This window comes from Flavobacterium algicola (genome assembly GCF_022399565.1).
Taxonomy (GTDB): domain Bacteria; phylum Bacteroidota; class Bacteroidia; order Flavobacteriales; family Flavobacteriaceae; genus Flavobacterium; species Flavobacterium algicola.
The window spans coordinates 1467501-1485764 of the sequence record NZ_JAJTUT010000001.1; the positions used below are offsets into that span (position 1 = coordinate 1467501).

Genomic DNA, 18264 nt, shown 5'->3' on the forward strand with positions numbered 1-18264 from the left:
AATGAAAATTTAAATATAAAATATGTTTCCATTACAAAGAGGTAGAAGATTAAGAACCAATGAGTCCATTCGTTCTTTAGTACGTGAAACGACATTGAGTCCATCTGACTTTATGTTTCCTATGTTTGTTGCAGAAGGAGAAAATGTAGAAGTTGCCATCCCCTCAATGCCTGGTATCTTTCGCCGCTCATTAGATTTGACAATTAAAGAGGTCAAAGAATTATACGATTTAGGAATTCGAGCAGTTAATATTTATGTAAAAGTAAGTGAAAATTTAAAAGACAATACTGGTAAAGAAGCTTGGAATTCAGATGGATTGATGCAAAATACCATTCGTGCAATAAAAAAAGCGTGTCCAGAAATGATTGTAATGCCGGATGTGGCATTAGACCCCTATTCTGTTTATGGTCATGACGGAATAATTGCTAATGGAGATGTCGAAAATGAATCAACAAATGATGCACTAGTAAAAATGGCAGTTTCACATGCGCAAGCAGGAGCCGACTTCGTTGCGCCTTCTGATATGATGGACGGTCGTGTACTGCGATTGCGCCAAGGGCTTGACGCTGCAGGATTTTATAACGTAGGAATTATGAGTTATTCGGCTAAATATGCCTCCGCATTTTATGGTCCTTTCCGCGATGCATTAGACAGCGCACCGAGAGAATCGGATGTTGTAGTACCAAAGGATAAAAAAACATATCAAATGGACTATGCCAATCGTATTGAGGCGATTAAGGAAGCAATTTGGGATGTGGAAGAGGGAGCAGATATGGTAATGGTAAAACCAGGTATAGCTTACCTAGATATAGTACGTGAAGTAAAAAATGCAGTTAATGTACCTGTGACTGTATACCATGTTTCAGGGGAATACGCCATGATCAAAGCCGCTGCAGAAAAAGGTTGGTTAGATAATGACGCTATCATGATGGAGCAATTAATGTGTATTAAAAGAGCAGGAGCTAGTTTAATTTCGACTTATTTTGCAAAAGAGGCTGCGATATTATTAAACCAAAAATAAAAGTTTTAATTTTCTGTTGGACTGATAATTATCATCGGATATAACAATTTTAAACAATAGCTTTGATAATATAAATAACGATATCATGATAAAAATTATAATTTTTGGACTACTTTTTCTGGCGATGTCTTGTAAGAAACAAGAAGAAGAATCTTTTGGAAAACAAGAACCAGCCGCAAATACAGAAGCTTCCTCTGAAGGAATGGCGGCAGAGACGCAAACGCCCGAGCAATTGGGAGAAATGATTTTTAACGGAAAAGGTAATTGCGTATCCTGCCATAAGGTAGACGCTAAATTGATAGGACCAAGCGTGCAAGAGATTGCTGCGGTTTATAAAGAGAAGGGTGGGGATATTATTTCTTTTTTGAAAGACGATGCAGAGCCTATTGTTGATCCAAGTCAATATGAAATTATGAAAGCTAATTTTGCGATCACAAAAGCGATGACCGATGATGAGTTAAAAAACTTAGAGGCTTATATCTACAGCAAGTAATGTTGTATAATGAAGTAAAAAAGGAGTGAATGTAGAAATTCACTCCTTTTTTTATCTACTCTAAATCTTATTTTTTTATTAATTTAAGTAACTATTTTGAACTCTCTATTTAGTTTTGATACTACGGTTAAATATTTTAATTTTTTTTTACAAGGTTATTGTTTTTTATCTACATTAGTATTCTGTTGTAAATACCTCTAAGTTATATAAGTAGCAACTCATTTTCAAAAGACAAATTTAATTTATAATGACTTCCCTCCTTTGATGAAGCCTATGATTATTTATTGAATTGTGTATCGTTTTCAAATTGAGATCTGTTTATGAGAATACCATTGCTTACTTTCTTTATAAGTTTTCCCTATCTATTTCTTTATTCTCAGAGTAAAGCTCAAGTTTCAGGAACCATTTTAGATTCAAAATCGGCGCAGCCTTTATCATCTGTTGTTGTTACATTACAAAATACTGTTTGGATGCAGTTAACAAATTCCAATGGTAATTTTGCTATCGAAGTTGATGAAGCGGGTGACTATTTACTGTCTGCACACAGTCAAGGGTATAAAGATGTCTTATTGTCTATTGTGATTGCCAAAGGTGAGCATTTACAATTAGGTTCTCTCGCACTTGAAGAGGATATTATTACTGATCAGCAGAGTAATACAATCCGTCTTCTAGATGAAGAAGTACAGGATGATAATGGCAGTTCTGAAAATACTTCCGTTTTACTACAATCAACTAAGGATGCTTTTCAACAAGCTGCAGCTTTTAATTGGGGTGCAGCGCGATTTAGAATGCGTGGTCTAGATAGTGAGCAAGCGACAACTCTTATCAATGGCATCAAAATGAACAAGGTTTATGATGGTCGACCACAGTGGGGAAACTGGGGCGGACTCAACGATGTGACACGAAATCAAGAATTAACAATAGGAACAGCTGCATCAGACTATAGTTTTGGTGGTGTTTTGGGAGCGCAAGAAATCAATACTAGAGCTTCAATTTACAGAAAAGGAACGCGTATCACTTTCTCAGGAACAAATACCAATTACAATTGGCGAACGATAGTTACTCATGCTTCGGGATTACAGTCAAACGGCTGGGCGTATATCATTTCTGCAGGAAAACGTTGGGCAGATGAAGGTTATTTTGATGGCACAACCTACGATGGGAATTCGGTGTTTATAGGTGTCGAAAAGAAATTAAATGATCAGCATTCCATTAACTTCTCTGGTTTTTATACGCCAAATTCTAGAGGTAAAAATTCGCCCAATACCGATGAAGTTTTGCAGCTCACTCCCAAAAATTACAATTCTTACTGGGGATTGTTAGACGGCAAACAAAGAAATGCGAGGGTCAAAACTGTAGAAGAACCCATCCTTATGCTGAATCATTACTTTAATATTAATGATCATAGTAATCTACAGTCCTCGATCATGTATCAGACCGGAAAAGTAAGTAATAGTAACATTGATTATCAAAATGCCAATAGTCCTGATCCTACCTATTATCGAAAATTACCTAGCTACTATCTTTCTCTATATGCACCTGACCAAGGTGAAAATTCAGGCGCTTTTACTCCAGATTTAGAGAACGCAGAGAAAAGTCGACTGCAGTTTTTAGAAAATCCTCAAATTGATTGGAACGGAATGTACCGCGCTAATCAAAGTCCGGTATTTGACGCTAGTGGTAAAGTTACAAGTTATGTGCCCGCGCAAAGTCATTATGTACTTTATGAAGACAGAACAGATGACACCACTGTAACGGCGAATAGTCTCTTTGATACACAAATAAACGATAATGTTATTATGAATGCGGGCGGTTCTTTTTCTCAATTAAAATCGCATAACTATCAAAAGCTAATTGACTTACTGGGAGGTGCGTTCTTTGAGGATTTTGATCCTTATTATAAAGGGACACATGCGCAATCTGACTTGAATAATCCCAACAGAAAAGTCATGAAAGGAGAGGCGTATGGTTACAATTTTAATTATTTAACCCAAATATATGATGCATTCACGCAGTTTAAATTCACTTATAAAACAGTAGATTTCTACCTAGCCCAATCGTTTTCAAATACATTATATCAAAGAGAAGGATTGTATAAAAACGGAATTTATGAAACTAATTCCTATGGGAAAAGTGAGCAGCTTAAATTTGAAAACTTTGGTTTTAAAGGTGGTATGCTTTTTAAATTGTCAGGTAAACAATCTGTAACCTTAAATGGAGCTCATCTCACCAAAGCTCCATCTCTAAAAAGTAGTTTCCCCAACTCACGCATTAGCAATGTTGTTATTCCTTCCTTAGAAAGTGAAACAATTAATAGTGTTGATGCAAGCTACTATTACCGCTCTCCAAAATTAAAAACAAGACTTACTATTTATACGGTGTTGCAAGAGAATGCAACACAAACTTCCTTTTTTTATGCCGAAGGGATTTTTGATAATGGTGCTGGATATACAAGTACTAATGCTTTTGTTGAACAGACTTTAACTCATTTGAATAAGCGAAATCAAGGTCTGGAATGGAGTATGGAATACAATATCAATGCCACATTAAAAGCAACTTTTGCAGCTGCATATGGTCAATACGTTTATGCAAATAACCCTAATGTTACTATTAGCAATGATGCGTTGGCTACCGTAGTCAATCCAAATCCGGTTATTGATTTTGGTACAGCACTACTTAAAAATTATAAACTAGCAGGTATGCCGCAACAAGCCTATAGTTTTGGTATGGAATATCGTGATCCACATTATTGGTGGTTGGCCTCTAATATTAATTTTCTCGATGCACGTTATGTAGATATTTCACCCATAGCAAGAACGAGTCGTTTTTATACGAATCCTGCTAGTGGCTTTGTCTTTCCCGAAGCGACAGAAGAAACAGCCAAAATTCTTTTGGCACAAGAAAAATTAGATTCTGTAGCATTACTCAATGTCATTGGTGGAAAGTCTTGGCACATCCATAAAAAATATCTGGGGTTATTTTTTAGCATCAATAATGTTTTAGATACTGCTTACAAAACAGGAGGTTATGAGCAAGCTCGTAATGCTAATTTCCGTCAACGTAATCAGGATTTGGCTAGTAACGCACCTTCTTTTGCTAATAAATATTTTCAGGGATACGGTCGCACGTATTATGTTAACCTCAACTTTAGTTTATAATAAAATCTAGAATTATGAAGTCGCTATCTTATTTATCAATCGTTTTTATTTTTACTTTTTCGGCTTGTATTCCAGAAGAAGTTGCTGTACCTGAATTAATTTGCAATCAGCCCGACTATGAGATTAATAGAACTATTTCGGAAGTTATAAAGAATGCCAATTCTGTGGTGAAACAATACACCTATGATGATGTAATTGAGGCCTATGTAATCTCAACAGATGAGTACGGTAATTTTTTTAAAACACTGCACCTTCAAACTTTGGCCACAGCTACTGCTCCTTCAATTGGGTTTAGTGTTCCAGCGGATGCTTCAAATTTGTATGTCGACTTTAGACTGGGCAACAAAGTTTACTTAAAATTAAAGAACCAGTATACTGACATTTATTACGGAGGACTTAGGATTGGAGGTATATATGCCAATGCTTATAATGAATCATCGGTGGGACGTTTGTCGCAGAATGATTATAAAAACGTACTTCACCCCTCTTGCGTAACTTTTACTGATGATCAATTAGTTAAGAAAATGACCATTCCAGAACTATTAAAAGATAGCAATCTAAATACTTTAGTAGAGTTAAACGATGTTCAATTTGCTACTGCTGCAATTGGTCGTCATTATTTTGAAGAATCAAACAATGTGGGAGGCGGTACTAATTGGTATCTTATAGATAAAAATGGAAATCAAGTATACTTAAGAACGAGTAGTTATGCTCGCTTTGCTTCAAATCTTGTCCCTACGACCAAGGTAAAAATCCGTGCTGTTCTAACTAAGTTTGGACTAGATTATCAGTTAGCTGTACGCTCAGAGGCAGATATAGAACCGACGACTGCTCGTGGTATGCCGTTTTTCACAGAAGACTTTCAAACAGTTACAGACAAAAGTAATTTAAGCCTACCAGGTTGGTCCAATTTAGTGCAAGCAGGTTCACTTTTTTGGAAAGGGGCAATGTATAATGGCAATGGCTGTGCTGAATTTTTGATAAGTGGTACAAAGGTAAACTCAAACATTGCGTGGTTAATTTCACCAAAAATAGATATGGATGTGTACAAAAACGAAGTTCTAACTTTTAGAAGTGCGCAACATCATTTAGACGTCGATTCCCCATTAAATACTTTAGAAGTATATATTTCTAAAAATTTTGACGGTCTTGATGTCTCAAAAGCAACTTGGGTAAAAGCTAGTTTCAACGTGCCTCAACAAACAACGCCTTGGTATCAATTTATCGGTTCTGGTGGAGTGGATTTATCGGGTTACACAGGTAAGATAAATATAGCTTTCAAATACATAGGATCTGGTAAAAATACAGCTTTGGATGGTGCTTTTCAACTAGATGATGTGCAAATTTATGGCGATAAATAAGGTAGTGGAATTAGAATTGTAAATTACAGTAGATTCATTTTTATGATTTTATTAGAATTTAACTATTGATTAAATGAACTACATTTGCACGAAAATAAAATTATGAAAATGTTCCTTGTCAAAGGGCTGAAGGTTATAGGTATTACAATAATTAGCTTGTTGTCTTTGATGATTATTCTACCCAAATTATTTCCAGAATTCATCACCAATCAAATTAAAATTTATGCTAATAATAATATTGAAGGCGAATTACGATTTCAAGAATCAAATCTTTCCTTTTTTGACCACTTTCCATCATTAACACTTACGCTACAGGATTTTAAACTAGATGGAGCAGCACCATTTAAGAAAGAAACTTTGATCAGTGCAGAAGAGATGGCGTTTGGAATAAATATTTCTAGATTAATTTTTAATAAGGAAGTAAAGGTTGATCAAATATTTGTATCGAATGCCCTCTTTAATATTAAAGTAAATGAACTAGGTCAAGCTAATTACAGTGTTTATAAATCGAAAGGAAAAACTGTTTCAGACGCGGATAATTCGGATACTTCGATTAAATTAGAAAAAATTGACATTAAAAATACCAAGATAATTTATGATGATTTATCAACTAAAATTTTAATAGAAGCACGTGGTTTTAATTATGTGGGAAAAGGAGATTTAGAAAAATCTGTTTTTGATTTGGTTACAGAGGCAAATATAAATTCTTTTGATTTCAATTTTGGAGGGGAGCAATACTTAAAAAACAAACAAGTAAACGCAGCACTAATTACCAAAATAAACACAACTTCTTTGGCATTTGAATTTAAGCAAAACGATTTGAAAATTAATAAGCTCCCAGTTGATTTTAAGGGTACTTTTAATTTTATCAAAGAGGGTTACGCTATGAATTTTGTAGTCAAATCAATGAATAGTAATTTATACGATTTTTTCACAGCGCTGCCACCACAATTTACACAATGGTTGTCTAAGACTAAAATTGAGGGTAAAACAGATGTAGTGCTAACGCTAAAAGGAGATTATATAGAAACTCAAGACAAAAAGCCGGATTTGGAATTTAAAATGAATATTCGAAAAGGAATGATTGCTTACGACAAAGTACCGGTCGCCGCCTCGAATCTTTTCCTGAATTTTGGTACAAAACTACCTTCTTTGGACCCTAAACTTTTGAATGTGAAAATTGACTCTGTCTACTTTAATCTAGGCAAAGAATATTTAAATGGTTCGTTGGATATAAAAGGATTGGAACAGCCTAGAATTAATGCTCGCCTAAGCGCAAATATGGATCTAGCAAAAATAAACAGTGCTTTTGGAATCACTACAATTGATTTAAAAGGAGTTGTAGATGCAAATTTTGAGGCAGATGGTGTTTTTGATATAAAAAATAAATTATTACCCAAAACAAAGGGGTATGTTAAGATCAAAAATGGCGCTATCAAAACGCCTTATTATCCAAATTCTATTACAGGTATAAATCTAGATTTAAAAATGGATAACCCGGTAGGAACTACAAAAGATTTGTCGGTAGAAATGAGACCAGCTTCTTTTATTTTTGAAGGTAAGCCCGTTAATGTTGTTGGAGCTTTCAGTAATTTAGACGATATTCATTATGATTTAAAAATAAAGGGTGAAATGGATTTGGGTAAAATATATCAAGTTTTTTCTCAAAAAGGTCTTGATGTAAATGGATATATCAAAGCCGACCTTGCTCTGAAGGGATCTCAAAGCGATGCTACAAATGGTAGGTATTCTAATTTGAAAAATAGTGGATCTTTATTATTACGCAATATTACCACTCACTCACAGTATTTACCAAAAGCATTTGTTATCAATGAAGGTCTATTTACTTTTAAACAGGACCAACTTGAATTTAAAAATTTTAGCGCTTCATATGGTCAGTCAGACTTTGTAATGAATGGTACAATGAGCAATGTTATCAATTTTGTCTTATCTGATAAAGCAATTTTAAAAGGAAATTTCGATTTAAAAAGTAAAAATTTGTACGTTGACGAATTTATGTATTTTAGTCCTGATCCTGCATTAGCTGATGTAACTAGTTCTACGGTTAGTTCGGGAGTTGTTATAGTTCCACCCAATTTTAATTTCAACTTATCGGCACGCGCTGATAAAGTATATTGGCAAGATTTGAAGATATCCCAATTGCTTGGTAATCTTACTATAAACAAAGGAAAATTACAACTGACAAATTCTGGTTTCTCTATTATTGATAGTCCTGTGAAAATGGATGTCGAGTATGCTAATGAAACATTGGAAAGAGCTTCTTTTGATTTTAAGATAAATGCCAAGGATTTCGACATAAAGAGAGCTTATAATGAGATTGAAATGTTTCGTAATATGGCATCGGCGGCAAAAAGTGCGGAAGGAATTGTATCTTTGGATTATGCGGTAAAGGGAAAGTTAAATCAAGACATGCAACCAATTTATCCGTCACTTTCGGGAGGAGGTATACTTTCTGTGCAGGATGTACAGATGAAAGGTTTTAAAATGTTTAATAACGTAAGCAAATCAACAAATTTTGAAAGTATTAAAGATCCAAATGTTACTAAGGTTGCGATCAATACAACTATCAAGAATAATGTGATTACAATTGAGCAATTTAAGTTTAAATTTGCAGGCTTTAGACCTCGTATTGAAGGAACTTCTAGTTTTGACGGTCAACTGAATATTAAAATGCGTTTGGGACTACCACCATTGGGTATAATAGGAATTCCTTTGACAGTTACTGGAACCCAAGAAAATCCAAAAGTCAAAATAGGTAAGAAAACAGAAGAAATTGAAGAACAAGAATATATTGAAACTACTAATTAATTAAATAAAAATAAAAAACATGAAATATACCATCATGGCATTAATGCTAACCATCTTTGTTTCCTGCAATCAAAATAACGGTTTTGAGTATACCACTCCTGACACTACAGATTATACAGCGGCTAATGACAAAGAAATTACAGATTATATTGCTGCAAACAAGCTAACTGCGACTAAAACAGAAAGCGGATTGTACTACGTAATGACGACCGAAGGAACCGGGGCAAACCCGACCGCTACGTCAAATGTTACAGTAGCATATAAAGGATACTACACTTCTGGCAAAATATTTGATCAAAGTGCAGATACAGGTATAACTTTTGGATTGCAACAAGTAATCAAAGGTTGGACGGAAGGAATTCCTTATTTTAAAGAAGGAGGTAAAGGAATGCTTTTGATTCCGTCTCATTTAGGATACGGAAGTTCAACTAGAAATGGAATCCCAGGTGGTTCGGTACTTCTGTTTGACATACACTTGATTGCAATAAAATAAAAGTTATCCAATTTTTACAAATCGCTAATTTTTTAGCTTATATACTATTATGATAGAAAAAGAAGAAATAAATTTTGAGAAAACGGCTATCGTTGGGATTATAACTCAGAATCAACCTGAGGATAAGCTTAATGAATATCTTGACGAGCTAGAGTTTTTAACATATACTGCAGGTGGAGAAGTTGTCAAGCGTTTTTATCAAAAAATGGACAAACCAAATCCTAAAACATTTGTTGGGACAGGGAAAATAGAAGAAATTTTATTATTTGTCAAAGAGAACAAAATAACAACTTTGATTTTTGATGACGAGTTAACTCCATCGCAACAAAAAAATATATCCAAATTAATCGAAGACTGTAAAGTTTTAGATAGAACACACCTTATCCTAGATATTTTTGCACAACGTGCAGAAACTTCTTATGCACGTACGCAAGTAGAATTAGCGCAATGCCAATATTTATTACCAAGACTTTCAGGAATGTGGACGCATTTGGAACGTCAAAAAGGTGGTATCGGAATGCGTGGACCAGGAGAAACAGAGATCGAGACCGATAGACGTATTGTGCGTGATCGTATCGCACTTTTAAAGGATAAAATTAAGGCCATTGACAAACAAATGGGAACGCAACGTGGTAATCGCGGTGCAATGGTTCGAGTAGCTTTAGTTGGGTATACCAATGTAGGTAAATCAACTCTTATGAATGCCGTTGGTAAAAGTGATGTGTTTGTAGAAAACAAACTTTTTGCAACATTAGACACTACAGTGCGTAAGGTGGTAATTAAGAACCTACCGTTTTTATTATCTGACACTGTTGGTTTTATTCGAAAATTACCAACACAATTGGTAGATTCTTTTAAAAGTACGTTGGATGAGGTGCGTGAAGCTGATTTACTTTTGCATGTAGTTGATATTTCGCATCCTGATTTTGAAGATCATATTGCATCGGTAAATCAGACATTAGCAGATATTAAGGCAAGCGACAAACCTGTTATTATGGTCTTTAATAAAATCGATGCTTACAAACATTTAACCATTGATGAAGATGATTTAATTACCGAGAAAACGCCGAAACATTACACACTTGAAGAGTGGAAATCAACATGGATGGGACGTGTGGGTGAATCAAATGCCTTATTTATTTCTGCAACCAACAAAGAAAATTTTGAAGAGTTTAGAGAACGCGTTTATGAGTCAGTACGACACATACACGTAACACGTTTTCCATACAACAAGTTTTTATATCCGGACTATAAAGATGCTATTGAGAAAGAAGTCGACGAAGAAGATGATCAAGAATAGATTGTCTAAATAAATATCTTAATCCCCATTAGAAATAATTAGCTAATGGGGATTTTTTATTTTTATCATTTGGAATAGTTAAAGTGGAGTTGATTTCTGAATAAATTTCGATTCATTTTTTCAGTTAGTTGCACTATAAGTTTAGCCTATTTTTAACAGGCAATTCTGTGATAAGCAACTATATTAGTGAAGAAAATAATATAAAATAGTTCTCTTAATAATCATATCTAATTTGACTAACAGAAAGGTTCATTATTTAAAGCTGTTTTACTAATAAGAACTAGAATAATATTGATTAGATAGAGAATCTTTAAAACACAATTACATGAAAATATATCCAACAAATGTAAGAGAGCAGGATAATTACCTAACCGAAGAGATAAAGGAGAAATGTCAAAAGTTTTTTGTACCTGCGTCAATTGACGAATTGACATTGGGACTATCAAGCGTAACAGCTTCGTTTTATGGTCTAGGTCTTAAACATATTTCAGAAGAATTTGGTAAGGATGCAACTAGCCGCATTTCAAAGAAAATATTTTATGACCTTGGTAAAATGAAAGCCAAGCAATGTAGGGATAAAATGCCTCAATTTCCTTATGATACCACAGCTTTAGCGATGACTACGATTACGGCCATTTATACGTCTAATCCTGAATATGTTTTTACAATAATGGCATTTTCACCAGAGAAGACAGTTTTAAAATTGGAAGGTGTTGATAGGTATTTAAAGATACTTGCCGAGTTAGGAATAGAAGATCAAATTGAAATGCCAACGTTGCTAACATTTATGGAGGGCATAAATGACGAACTTAACTTAAAAGCAGATATCGAATATGAGATAGATATCGATGAAGAAAATAACACAACCAATACAACATATACATTTACGCAAGAAGTCACGTCATAATTAGTAAATAAAAAAGCATCTATCGTAAATAATATACAATAGATGCTTTTTTTAATTTAATGCATTATAGATTAAAAACCGTAATTAACGCCTAGTCCAAAAAGTTCTTTTACTTGAACTCCTTTAATTGAGTTGTCATCGTAGATTGCTTGTAAAGCAACGTTAGCAGATAAGTATTTATTAATTTTCATTACCACATTCATTTGATAGTCAATATCGACATTTTGTGGGTCTTCTAAATAGTTAGAATAAAGGTTCAATCTATTTTCGATAGAAACATTCGTCATTAGATTTAACTTATAATAAGCTGAAATGCTAGCTCCAAATTCAAATCTTGAGTTATTACCTTGCTCAACACCAAAAGAAGGACCAAGGTTGGTGAAATGACGGTCTACAAATATTGCTCTAGCCGCAGCTGGTGCAAAATTAACGCTTAAATTATCATTCTTTTTCCATAACATTCCAGGTCCTATCTGGAAATATGCTGGCGAGAAAAAGTGTGAGATACGGTCTCCATCAGAATTTAAACCTGTATCCATCTGGCTTTTAAAGTTAAAGTAAGCAGAATAATACCAATTGTTTGATGCTTTTTTACCCCATAAAGAGTTTAATTCTATTCTGTCATCAGTTTTGGCAGTTGGATTATCTCCTTTTATTTTGCTTAAACCATAAGCTAGAATAAATTTATTATCCCAAACTACATCTTCTTTTTTGTAATTAAAATCATAATTTAATCCAAAGTTTCCGGCGATGTTTGAAGTACCTCCTCCAAGCCATTGGTCATTATAAGATGATTGATTAAAAAGTAAGGATATGTTTCCTTTTCTAGTCCAAAATTTTGTGGAATCTTTTACAGCTTCTTGTGCGTTTACAGCCATTACTGTAATAAGTAACAAAAATGCAAATAGGGATTTTTTCATAGTTTTAGTTTTAAAAATGCAAATATAGTCAAATACATTACATAGCTATTTTTTTTAAACCATTGATAGTTAGTGGTTTGTTTTATTTTTTCAATTTAATTTTAGACTATTAGACAATTATTTGTGCTACTCAAATTGCCAGTAATAAATAAAACACCCCTCACTTAATGTTGTTTAATCGTCTCAAAATCAGTTTATTGATTAGTGTTAGCTTCCGGTCGTCGCCTATCAAACTTGTTGAAATATAAGAATTATAGCCTTATTTCATTTTTTCGAAATATATAATTTACTTTTTAGACTAATTGCTTATAATTATCGACCAAATGTGCATAAGGATGCATTTTTAAACTGTTCATATTTATTATAAAGCAAATAAGGCTAAAAAAGGAATGTCCTCTTTTAGCCTTATTCGTTTTACTTACAAGTAAAAACTGTTTATTTTTTTGCCGATTTGAATAGTGGTACGGCGGAACAAGCCTCTCCATACATAATACTTCTGGCAAAAGGTTGTAAATTCTTTGCAGCCAATATGTAAGCTCTTGTTGGAACTGGTTTCTTTGAGCAACCTTTTATGATGACCGCCTTATTTTGATAAGCACTATAATCAATGGTTGCCAACAGCTGTTCGTAAAGGGATGCATTCAAATCTTCAATCGTACCATCTACCACTTTCTTTGCAAAAGGAGCAACTTGAATAGCGACTAAGATAGATGCCCATGCAGGTACTATCGCATCTGTGCTACAATAGATGGCGACAAATTGGTCTTGAAACTGTGTCCAATCATAATTTTTGAGGCTTTCTCTAAAATCTTTCTCTTTTAACAAAAACCCTTCAATGAGCCATTGTGAAATATCAATTTGCACGCGCTGCCCTGCAGGATAGTAATCTTCAAGATCAAAAACTTCTAGTTTACTCTCGGCTACTTTATTGATTATTTCGTCCATTTGTCTTTATTAATTCAAAGTTTTCATTCAATATATAAATCTATATTTTGAATACGAAATGCTGTTATTATAGCATTCCTAATTCTAATTTTGCTTCTTCGCTCATTAAATCTTTACTCCAAGGTGGATCAAAAGTGATTTCTACTTCAGCATCTTTAATGTGTTCGATAGATTTAACTTTATCCTCAACTTCTTTTGGTAAGCTCTCTGCTACGGGGCAGTTTGGAGATGTTAAGGTCATTAAGATTTTTACTTCAAAATCAGTATTCACCATAACGTCATAAATCAATCCTAATTCATATATATCAACAGGAATTTCTGGGTCGTAAATAGTTTTTAATTTCTTTACGATTGCTTCTCCTAATTCGTTAGTGTCTATTTGTTGTTCCATTTTATTTATTTTTTAGCTCCTTTATCGAGTTATTTGAGTTTTACATAAACTCTAGTTGTAAATATTATTTTTTTGCATCGAATGCTAAAGCATACATTTTGATATTTTTGATCATCGAAACCAGACCATTTGCACGAGTTGGGGATAAATGTTCCTTTAATCCAATTTCGTCGATAAAATCAGTATCAGCGTTGATAATATCAATAGCGGATTGATTTGAAAAGGTTCGAATCAAGATAGCTATAATTCCTTTGGTCAAAATAGCATCGCTATCTGCTGTAAATACTATCTTGTCATCGTTTTGCTCGCCTTGAAGCCATACTTTAGATTGACAACCTTTGATTAGATTACTGTCATTTTTGTATTCCTCTTCGATAAGTGGTAACTTTTTTCCAAGTTCGATGATGTATTCATAACGCTCCATCCAATCGTCAAACATTGAAAATTCATCAACTATCTCGTTTTGTATTTCCTTAATTTTCATCATATTTTTTTGAAAATGAATTGATTTTATTTACTATTTTCTCTATCTGTTCAGGAGGAAAGCCGTGGTCAAAACTAGATGATAGATATTCTTTGCCTTTGTAATTCACATTTAGATGCGCAATAGCTGCTCCATCATAAAATCTTTTCTCAGTAGGCGCTTTAAGATTTTCAAGTTCCTCTAAGTTTATTTCTTGAAACAAAACAAGCAACTCTTTCCAATCTTCATCAGACAGGGTTACCGTTTTGGGTATTTCTTTTCCTGAACGTTCTTTTGTGAACGATGCTGTTTTATTTTCTATTTTTATTTTTTGATAATACCCTCTTGAGTTAGCAACATATTCTATAATGCCTGCTTCAATTTCATTTTTGGTAGTATTTTGACAACCTTTGGTCATAAATAAGCTGAAGAGCAGAATCGCTAGTGTTTTCATATCAAATAATTTAAGACAACATCATTTGTGCTTTTCTTACTGCGGCTACCAAACTATCAATTTCCTCTTTAGTATTGTAAAACGAAAATGATGCACGAATTGTACCAGGGATTCCGTAAAAATTCATAATTGGTTGTGCGCAGTGATGACCTGTGCGTACTGCGATCCCCAATTTATCAATAATTGTCCCAATATCATAAGGATGAATCCCTTCAATATTAAAAGAGATTACAGATGTTTTGTCTTTTGAAGTTCCAAATATTCGTAATCCTTCAATTTCTAACAACTTCTCTGTACCATACGCAAGTAATTCCAATTCTTGCTCTTGAATGTTTGTAAATCCTACTTCATTCATGAAATCGATTGCGGTTCCTAGAACAATTCCACCTGCGATATTTGGTGTTCCTGCCTCAAATTTATGTGGTAGTTCTGCGTAAGTGGTTTTTTCGAATGATACTTCTTTTATCATTTCACCACCGCCTTGATAAGGAGGTAATTTATTTAACCATTCCTCTTTACCATATAAAATTCCAGTTCCTGTTGGTCCACACATTTTGTGTCCGGAGAACACATAAAAGTCACAATTCAAAGCTTGTACATCTGGTTTTAAATGTGGAACGGCTTGCGCACCATCTATCAAAACCGCAGCACCCACTTCATGTGCCTTGTCAATCATATATTTGATAGGATTGATGATTCCCAGTGCATTTGAAATATGATTAACCGTAACAATTTTTGTTTTATTCGAAAGTAATTCATCGTATTCCGACATGATTAATTCACCTTCTTCATTCATAGGAATAACTCTAAGAGTTGCTCCTGTTCTTTCGCAAAGCATTTGCCATGGTACGATATTACTATGATGCTCTAGTGCAGAAACCAATACTTCATCGCCAGGTTGCAACAAAGTAGCAAAGCCATTAGTAACTAAATTGATACCAAATGTAGTTCCCGAAGTAAAAAGTACCTCGTGACTGTGTTTTGCATTAATGTGGTTTTGAATTTTGTTTCTAGAAAGTTCATACGCATCTGTTGCGAGTTGACTTAGCGTATGTACACCACGGTGAATGTTCGCATTAATTTCTTGATAATATTTAGCTATAGCGTCAATCACCACTTGCGGTTTTTGAGAAGTAGCACCGTTATCGAAATATACTAAAGGTTTCCCATTAACTTTTTGTGAAAGAATAGGAAAATCTGATCTTATTTTTTGAATGTCTAACATAATTATTTAGAAAAAATCTAAATACAAAAGTACAAAATCTAAATCGTTTAGAGTAGTAATTGGTATTTTTTTAGGATTTGTATAGACCGTATGAATGGAGTGTAAGTATAGGCAGTAAAAGCAATTAAAATTGATTGGCAAATAAATATAGGTGGTACAGAAACGAGCTTTTTTTAGAAATAATGTACTTTTCTTAATGCAGTTGAAAGTTTCAAAATATTCGTCTTCAGTAGTAATTCTTATATAAAATAAAAATCCGCTTTGTTATAAAACAAAACGGATTTAAATATTTAGTTCAAGCTAATGATTATTCTATTTCAGATACTCTTAAAGTATTCACCATACCTTTATCTTTGATTGGCATTGCAGCAAGGTTGATTAAGAAATCACCTGGTTCAACAAGTCCAGAAGCTTTTACGATATTGTTTACATCTGTAACAGTATCATCAGTACTATTATCGTTGTTATAATAAAAAGTTCTAACTCCCCATAACAAACTCAATTGCGTAAGAATTCTTTTGTTTGGTGTAAAAACCAAAATATGAGAATTTGGTCTCCATGCTGAAACTTGGAAAGCAGTATAACCACTATTTGTCATTGTACAAATAGCTTTTGCTCCAATTGTATTAGCAATAAGTGCTGCTTGACGACAAATTGTTTTAGTAATAAAACGTTTTGTTTTAATTTGAGCTGTATTTTGTGGAACTTGAATAAGTGGAGAGTTCTCTACTGCTTCAATAATTTGAGTCATTTTTTGGATAACTTGTACAGGATAATTTCCAGCAGCAGTCTCTCCAGAAAGCATTACAGCATCAGCACCATCCATTACAGAGTTTGCAACGTCATTTACTTCGGCTCTTGTAGGTGTCAAACTAGTGATCATCGTTTCCATCATTTGTGTTGCCACAATTACAGGAATACGAGCCATTTTTGCTCTACGTATTAAGTCTTTTTGTACCAATGGTACTTCATGAGCAGGTAATTCAACACCTAGATCTCCACGAGCAACCATTAATGCATCACAATAAGCAACAATCTTGTCCATATTTTCAAGAGCTTCTGGCATCTCGATTTTGGCAATAATTGGAATTTTAACGTCTGAATGTTCAGCAATTAAATCTTGTAAGTCCTTTAAATCTTGTGGTGTTTTAACAAAAGAAAGTGCGATCCAATCTACTTTTTGTCCAATAGCAAAAATAGCATCTGCAATATCTTTTTCTGTCAAAGCAGGAAGTGAAATTTTTGTATTAGGAAGATTAACCCCTTTTTTAGATTTCAATTCTCCACCTTGTATAACTTTAGCAACAACTTCAGTTTTCTTGTCTGTAGAAACAATTTCAAAAAGTAATTTACCATCATCAAGTAATATTCTTTCTCCTGGATTTACATCATTTGGAAAGTTTTTATATTTCATGAAAACTCTTTCGGCAGTACCAATAACTTCTTCAGCAGTAGTAAAAGTGATCAAATCACCATCGTTTACTACGATACCATCTTCCATCATCCCAACACGAAGTTTAGGACCTTGTAAATCTCCCAAAATTGCAGTTGCATAGCCAAACTCTTCGTTTAGACTTCTGATAATGTTTATTTTCTCTTTAACACCTTCGTAGTCAGCATGAGAAAAATTAATTCTGAAGACGTTTACTCCAGCATCAATCATGTCCTTGATGATTTCTCTTGTGCTACATGCTGGTCCTAATGTGGCTACAATTTTAGTTTTTTTGTTTGTACTCATTGTTGTTAGAAAATTAAATTGTTTTTTGATTTTATTTGATTCATCTCCACAGCATAAGCTGTTTCGACTTCCTCAATTGTATTTAGTGTTTGTTTAATTTTTTCGACGTCTATAGTGTCGTCTAAGTTTTCGATTTTTAAAAAATAATCTACCTTTTTAAATTCAGGGAGCAAATAAACTTTTGTTGCTACCTCGATTAAAGAATCTGAAAACAAATCAAATGCAGTCTCGCTCTTTTGCTGAAAGACTTCATTTGTATTTTGTATTAAATTCCAATCTACATCATTTTCTTCATCATGAAAATAGAATCTAGAAAATTGCGTACAGCTTCCATTACTATGTACCTGTACTTCATCTTTACTCATGCTCAAATTAATTGGCAATCTATTGTTGATGAAATAAGCCAATCTGTAATTTTCTAAGGATGTACGAATAGCTATTAGATAATAATCTATTTCGTCAAAATCACCAATATCTAATTTATGAATAGCCATATTGATTTTAAATCAAGATGTAAATATACCATTTCTATCTAAGTAAAAGCGTAGTCGCGATGATGAATTAGT

16 protein-coding genes are annotated in these 18264 nt (G+C 33.7%); 8 read left to right on the forward strand and 8 right to left on the reverse strand.

Going from position 1 to position 18264, the window contains the following annotated elements:
- Positions 1-22: 22 nt before the first annotated feature.
- The 8 genes from hemB to LXH21_RS06300 all read left to right on the forward strand — a co-directional run bounded on the left by hemB (position 23) and on the right by LXH21_RS06300 (position 11562).
- On the forward strand, positions 23-1021 hold the full coding sequence (gene hemB, locus LXH21_RS06265; RefSeq protein ID WP_239863403.1) for a porphobilinogen synthase: 999 nt from the start codon (positions 23-25) through the stop codon (positions 1019-1021).
- An 85-nt stretch (positions 1022-1106) separates the two neighbouring features.
- Positions 1107-1514 carry a c-type cytochrome gene (locus LXH21_RS06270; RefSeq protein ID WP_239863404.1) on the forward strand — a complete coding sequence of 136 codons (408 nt, stop codon included), beginning with the start codon at positions 1107-1109 and terminating at the stop codon, positions 1512-1514.
- A 320-nt stretch (positions 1515-1834) separates the two neighbouring features.
- Positions 1835-4672 (forward strand): carboxypeptidase-like regulatory domain-containing protein, encoded by a 2838-nt coding sequence (locus tag LXH21_RS06275; protein WP_239863405.1) that lies wholly within the window; start codon positions 1835-1837, stop codon positions 4670-4672.
- 14 nt (positions 4673-4686) lie between these two features.
- On the forward strand, positions 4687-6033 hold the full coding sequence (locus LXH21_RS06280) for a DUF5689 domain-containing protein (RefSeq protein WP_239863406.1): 1347 nt from the start codon (positions 4687-4689) through the stop codon (positions 6031-6033).
- A 102-nt stretch (positions 6034-6135) separates the two neighbouring features.
- On the forward strand, positions 6136-8862 hold the full coding sequence (locus tag LXH21_RS06285) for an AsmA family protein (RefSeq protein WP_239863407.1): 2727 nt from the start codon (positions 6136-6138) through the stop codon (positions 8860-8862).
- Between the two features lie 19 nt (positions 8863-8881).
- Complete coding sequence (locus LXH21_RS06290; RefSeq protein ID WP_239863408.1) at positions 8882-9355, forward strand: FKBP-type peptidyl-prolyl cis-trans isomerase; 474 nt, start codon at positions 8882-8884, stop codon at positions 9353-9355.
- Between the two features lie 49 nt (positions 9356-9404).
- A complete protein-coding gene (gene hflX / locus LXH21_RS06295) occupies positions 9405-10655 on the forward strand; it encodes a GTPase HflX (protein ID WP_239863409.1) in 1251 nt (416 codons plus the stop codon).
- 325 nt (positions 10656-10980) lie between these two features.
- On the forward strand, positions 10981-11562 hold the full coding sequence (locus LXH21_RS06300; protein WP_239863410.1) for a hypothetical protein: 582 nt from the start codon (positions 10981-10983) through the stop codon (positions 11560-11562).
- A gap of 71 nt (positions 11563-11633) precedes the next feature.
- Here LXH21_RS06300 and LXH21_RS06305 read toward each other — a convergent pair whose 3' ends face one another.
- From LXH21_RS06305 to LXH21_RS06340, 8 genes are all read right to left on the reverse strand, one after another.
- Positions 11634-12482, reverse strand: coding sequence for a DUF3078 domain-containing protein (locus tag LXH21_RS06305; RefSeq protein WP_239863411.1), 849 nt, complete (start codon positions 12480-12482; stop codon positions 11634-11636).
- 435 nt (positions 12483-12917) lie between these two features.
- Positions 12918-13427, reverse strand: coding sequence for a DUF2480 family protein (locus tag LXH21_RS06310; protein WP_239863412.1), 510 nt, complete (start codon positions 13425-13427; stop codon positions 12918-12920).
- Between the two features lie 67 nt (positions 13428-13494).
- Positions 13495-13818 carry an SUF system Fe-S cluster assembly protein gene (locus LXH21_RS06315; RefSeq protein WP_239863413.1) on the reverse strand — a complete coding sequence of 108 codons (324 nt, stop codon included), beginning with the start codon at positions 13816-13818 and terminating at the stop codon, positions 13495-13497.
- 64 nt (positions 13819-13882) lie between these two features.
- A complete protein-coding gene (locus LXH21_RS06320) occupies positions 13883-14302 on the reverse strand; it encodes a SufE family protein (protein WP_239863751.1) in 420 nt (139 codons plus the stop codon).
- The gene (locus LXH21_RS06325; protein ID WP_239863414.1) at positions 14292-14735 is read right to left on the reverse strand and encodes a hypothetical protein; all 444 of its coding nucleotides are present in this window, start codon (positions 14733-14735) and stop codon (positions 14292-14294) included. The genes LXH21_RS06320 and LXH21_RS06325 overlap by 11 nt, the downstream gene beginning before the upstream one ends.
- A 10-nt stretch (positions 14736-14745) precedes the next feature.
- Positions 14746-15960, reverse strand: coding sequence for an aminotransferase class V-fold PLP-dependent enzyme (locus LXH21_RS06330; RefSeq protein WP_239863415.1), 1215 nt, complete (start codon positions 15958-15960; stop codon positions 14746-14748).
- A gap of 307 nt (positions 15961-16267) precedes the next feature.
- On the reverse strand, positions 16268-17698 hold the full coding sequence (gene pyk, locus LXH21_RS06335; protein WP_239863416.1) for a pyruvate kinase: 1431 nt from the start codon (positions 17696-17698) through the stop codon (positions 16268-16270).
- Between the two features lie 5 nt (positions 17699-17703).
- Complete coding sequence (locus tag LXH21_RS06340; RefSeq protein ID WP_239863417.1) at positions 17704-18192, reverse strand: IPExxxVDY family protein; 489 nt, start codon at positions 18190-18192, stop codon at positions 17704-17706.
- Positions 18193-18264 lie beyond the last annotated feature (72 nt).

Bases quoted from the DNA above. Each gene is read 5' to 3' on its own strand.
- hemB (WP_239863403.1), top strand. From the start codon at position 23: ATGTTTCCATTACAAAGAGGTAGAAGATTAAGAACCAATGAGTCCATT.
- LXH21_RS06270 (WP_239863404.1), top strand. From the start codon at position 1,107: ATGATAAAAATTATAATTTTTGGACTACTTTTTCTGGCGATGTCTTGT.
- LXH21_RS06275 (WP_239863405.1), top strand. From the start codon at position 1,835: ATGAGAATACCATTGCTTACTTTCTTTATAAGTTTTCCCTATCTATTT.
- LXH21_RS06280 (WP_239863406.1), top strand. From the start codon at position 4,687: ATGAAGTCGCTATCTTATTTATCAATCGTTTTTATTTTTACTTTTTCG.
- LXH21_RS06285 (WP_239863407.1), top strand. From the start codon at position 6,136: ATGAAAATGTTCCTTGTCAAAGGGCTGAAGGTTATAGGTATTACAATA.
- LXH21_RS06290 (WP_239863408.1), top strand. From the start codon at position 8,882: ATGAAATATACCATCATGGCATTAATGCTAACCATCTTTGTTTCCTGC.
- hflX (WP_239863409.1), top strand. From the start codon at position 9,405: ATGATAGAAAAAGAAGAAATAAATTTTGAGAAAACGGCTATCGTTGGG.
- LXH21_RS06300 (WP_239863410.1), top strand. From the start codon at position 10,981: ATGAAAATATATCCAACAAATGTAAGAGAGCAGGATAATTACCTAACC.
- LXH21_RS06305 (WP_239863411.1), bottom strand. From the start codon at position 12,482: ATGAAAAAATCCCTATTTGCATTTTTGTTACTTATTACAGTAATGGCT.
- LXH21_RS06310 (WP_239863412.1), bottom strand. From the start codon at position 13,427: ATGGACGAAATAATCAATAAAGTAGCCGAGAGTAAACTAGAAGTTTTT.
- LXH21_RS06315 (WP_239863413.1), bottom strand. From the start codon at position 13,818: ATGGAACAACAAATAGACACTAACGAATTAGGAGAAGCAATCGTAAAG.
- LXH21_RS06320 (WP_239863751.1), bottom strand. From the start codon at position 14,302: ATGAAAATTAAGGAAATACAAAACGAGATAGTTGATGAATTTTCAATG.
- LXH21_RS06325 (WP_239863414.1), bottom strand. From the start codon at position 14,735: ATGAAAACACTAGCGATTCTGCTCTTCAGCTTATTTATGACCAAAGGT.
- LXH21_RS06330 (WP_239863415.1), bottom strand. From the start codon at position 15,960: ATGTTAGACATTCAAAAAATAAGATCAGATTTTCCTATTCTTTCACAA.
- pyk (WP_239863416.1), bottom strand. From the start codon at position 17,698: ATGAGTACAAACAAAAAAACTAAAATTGTAGCCACATTAGGACCAGCA.
- LXH21_RS06340 (WP_239863417.1), bottom strand. From the start codon at position 18,192: ATGGCTATTCATAAATTAGATATTGGTGATTTTGACGAAATAGATTAT.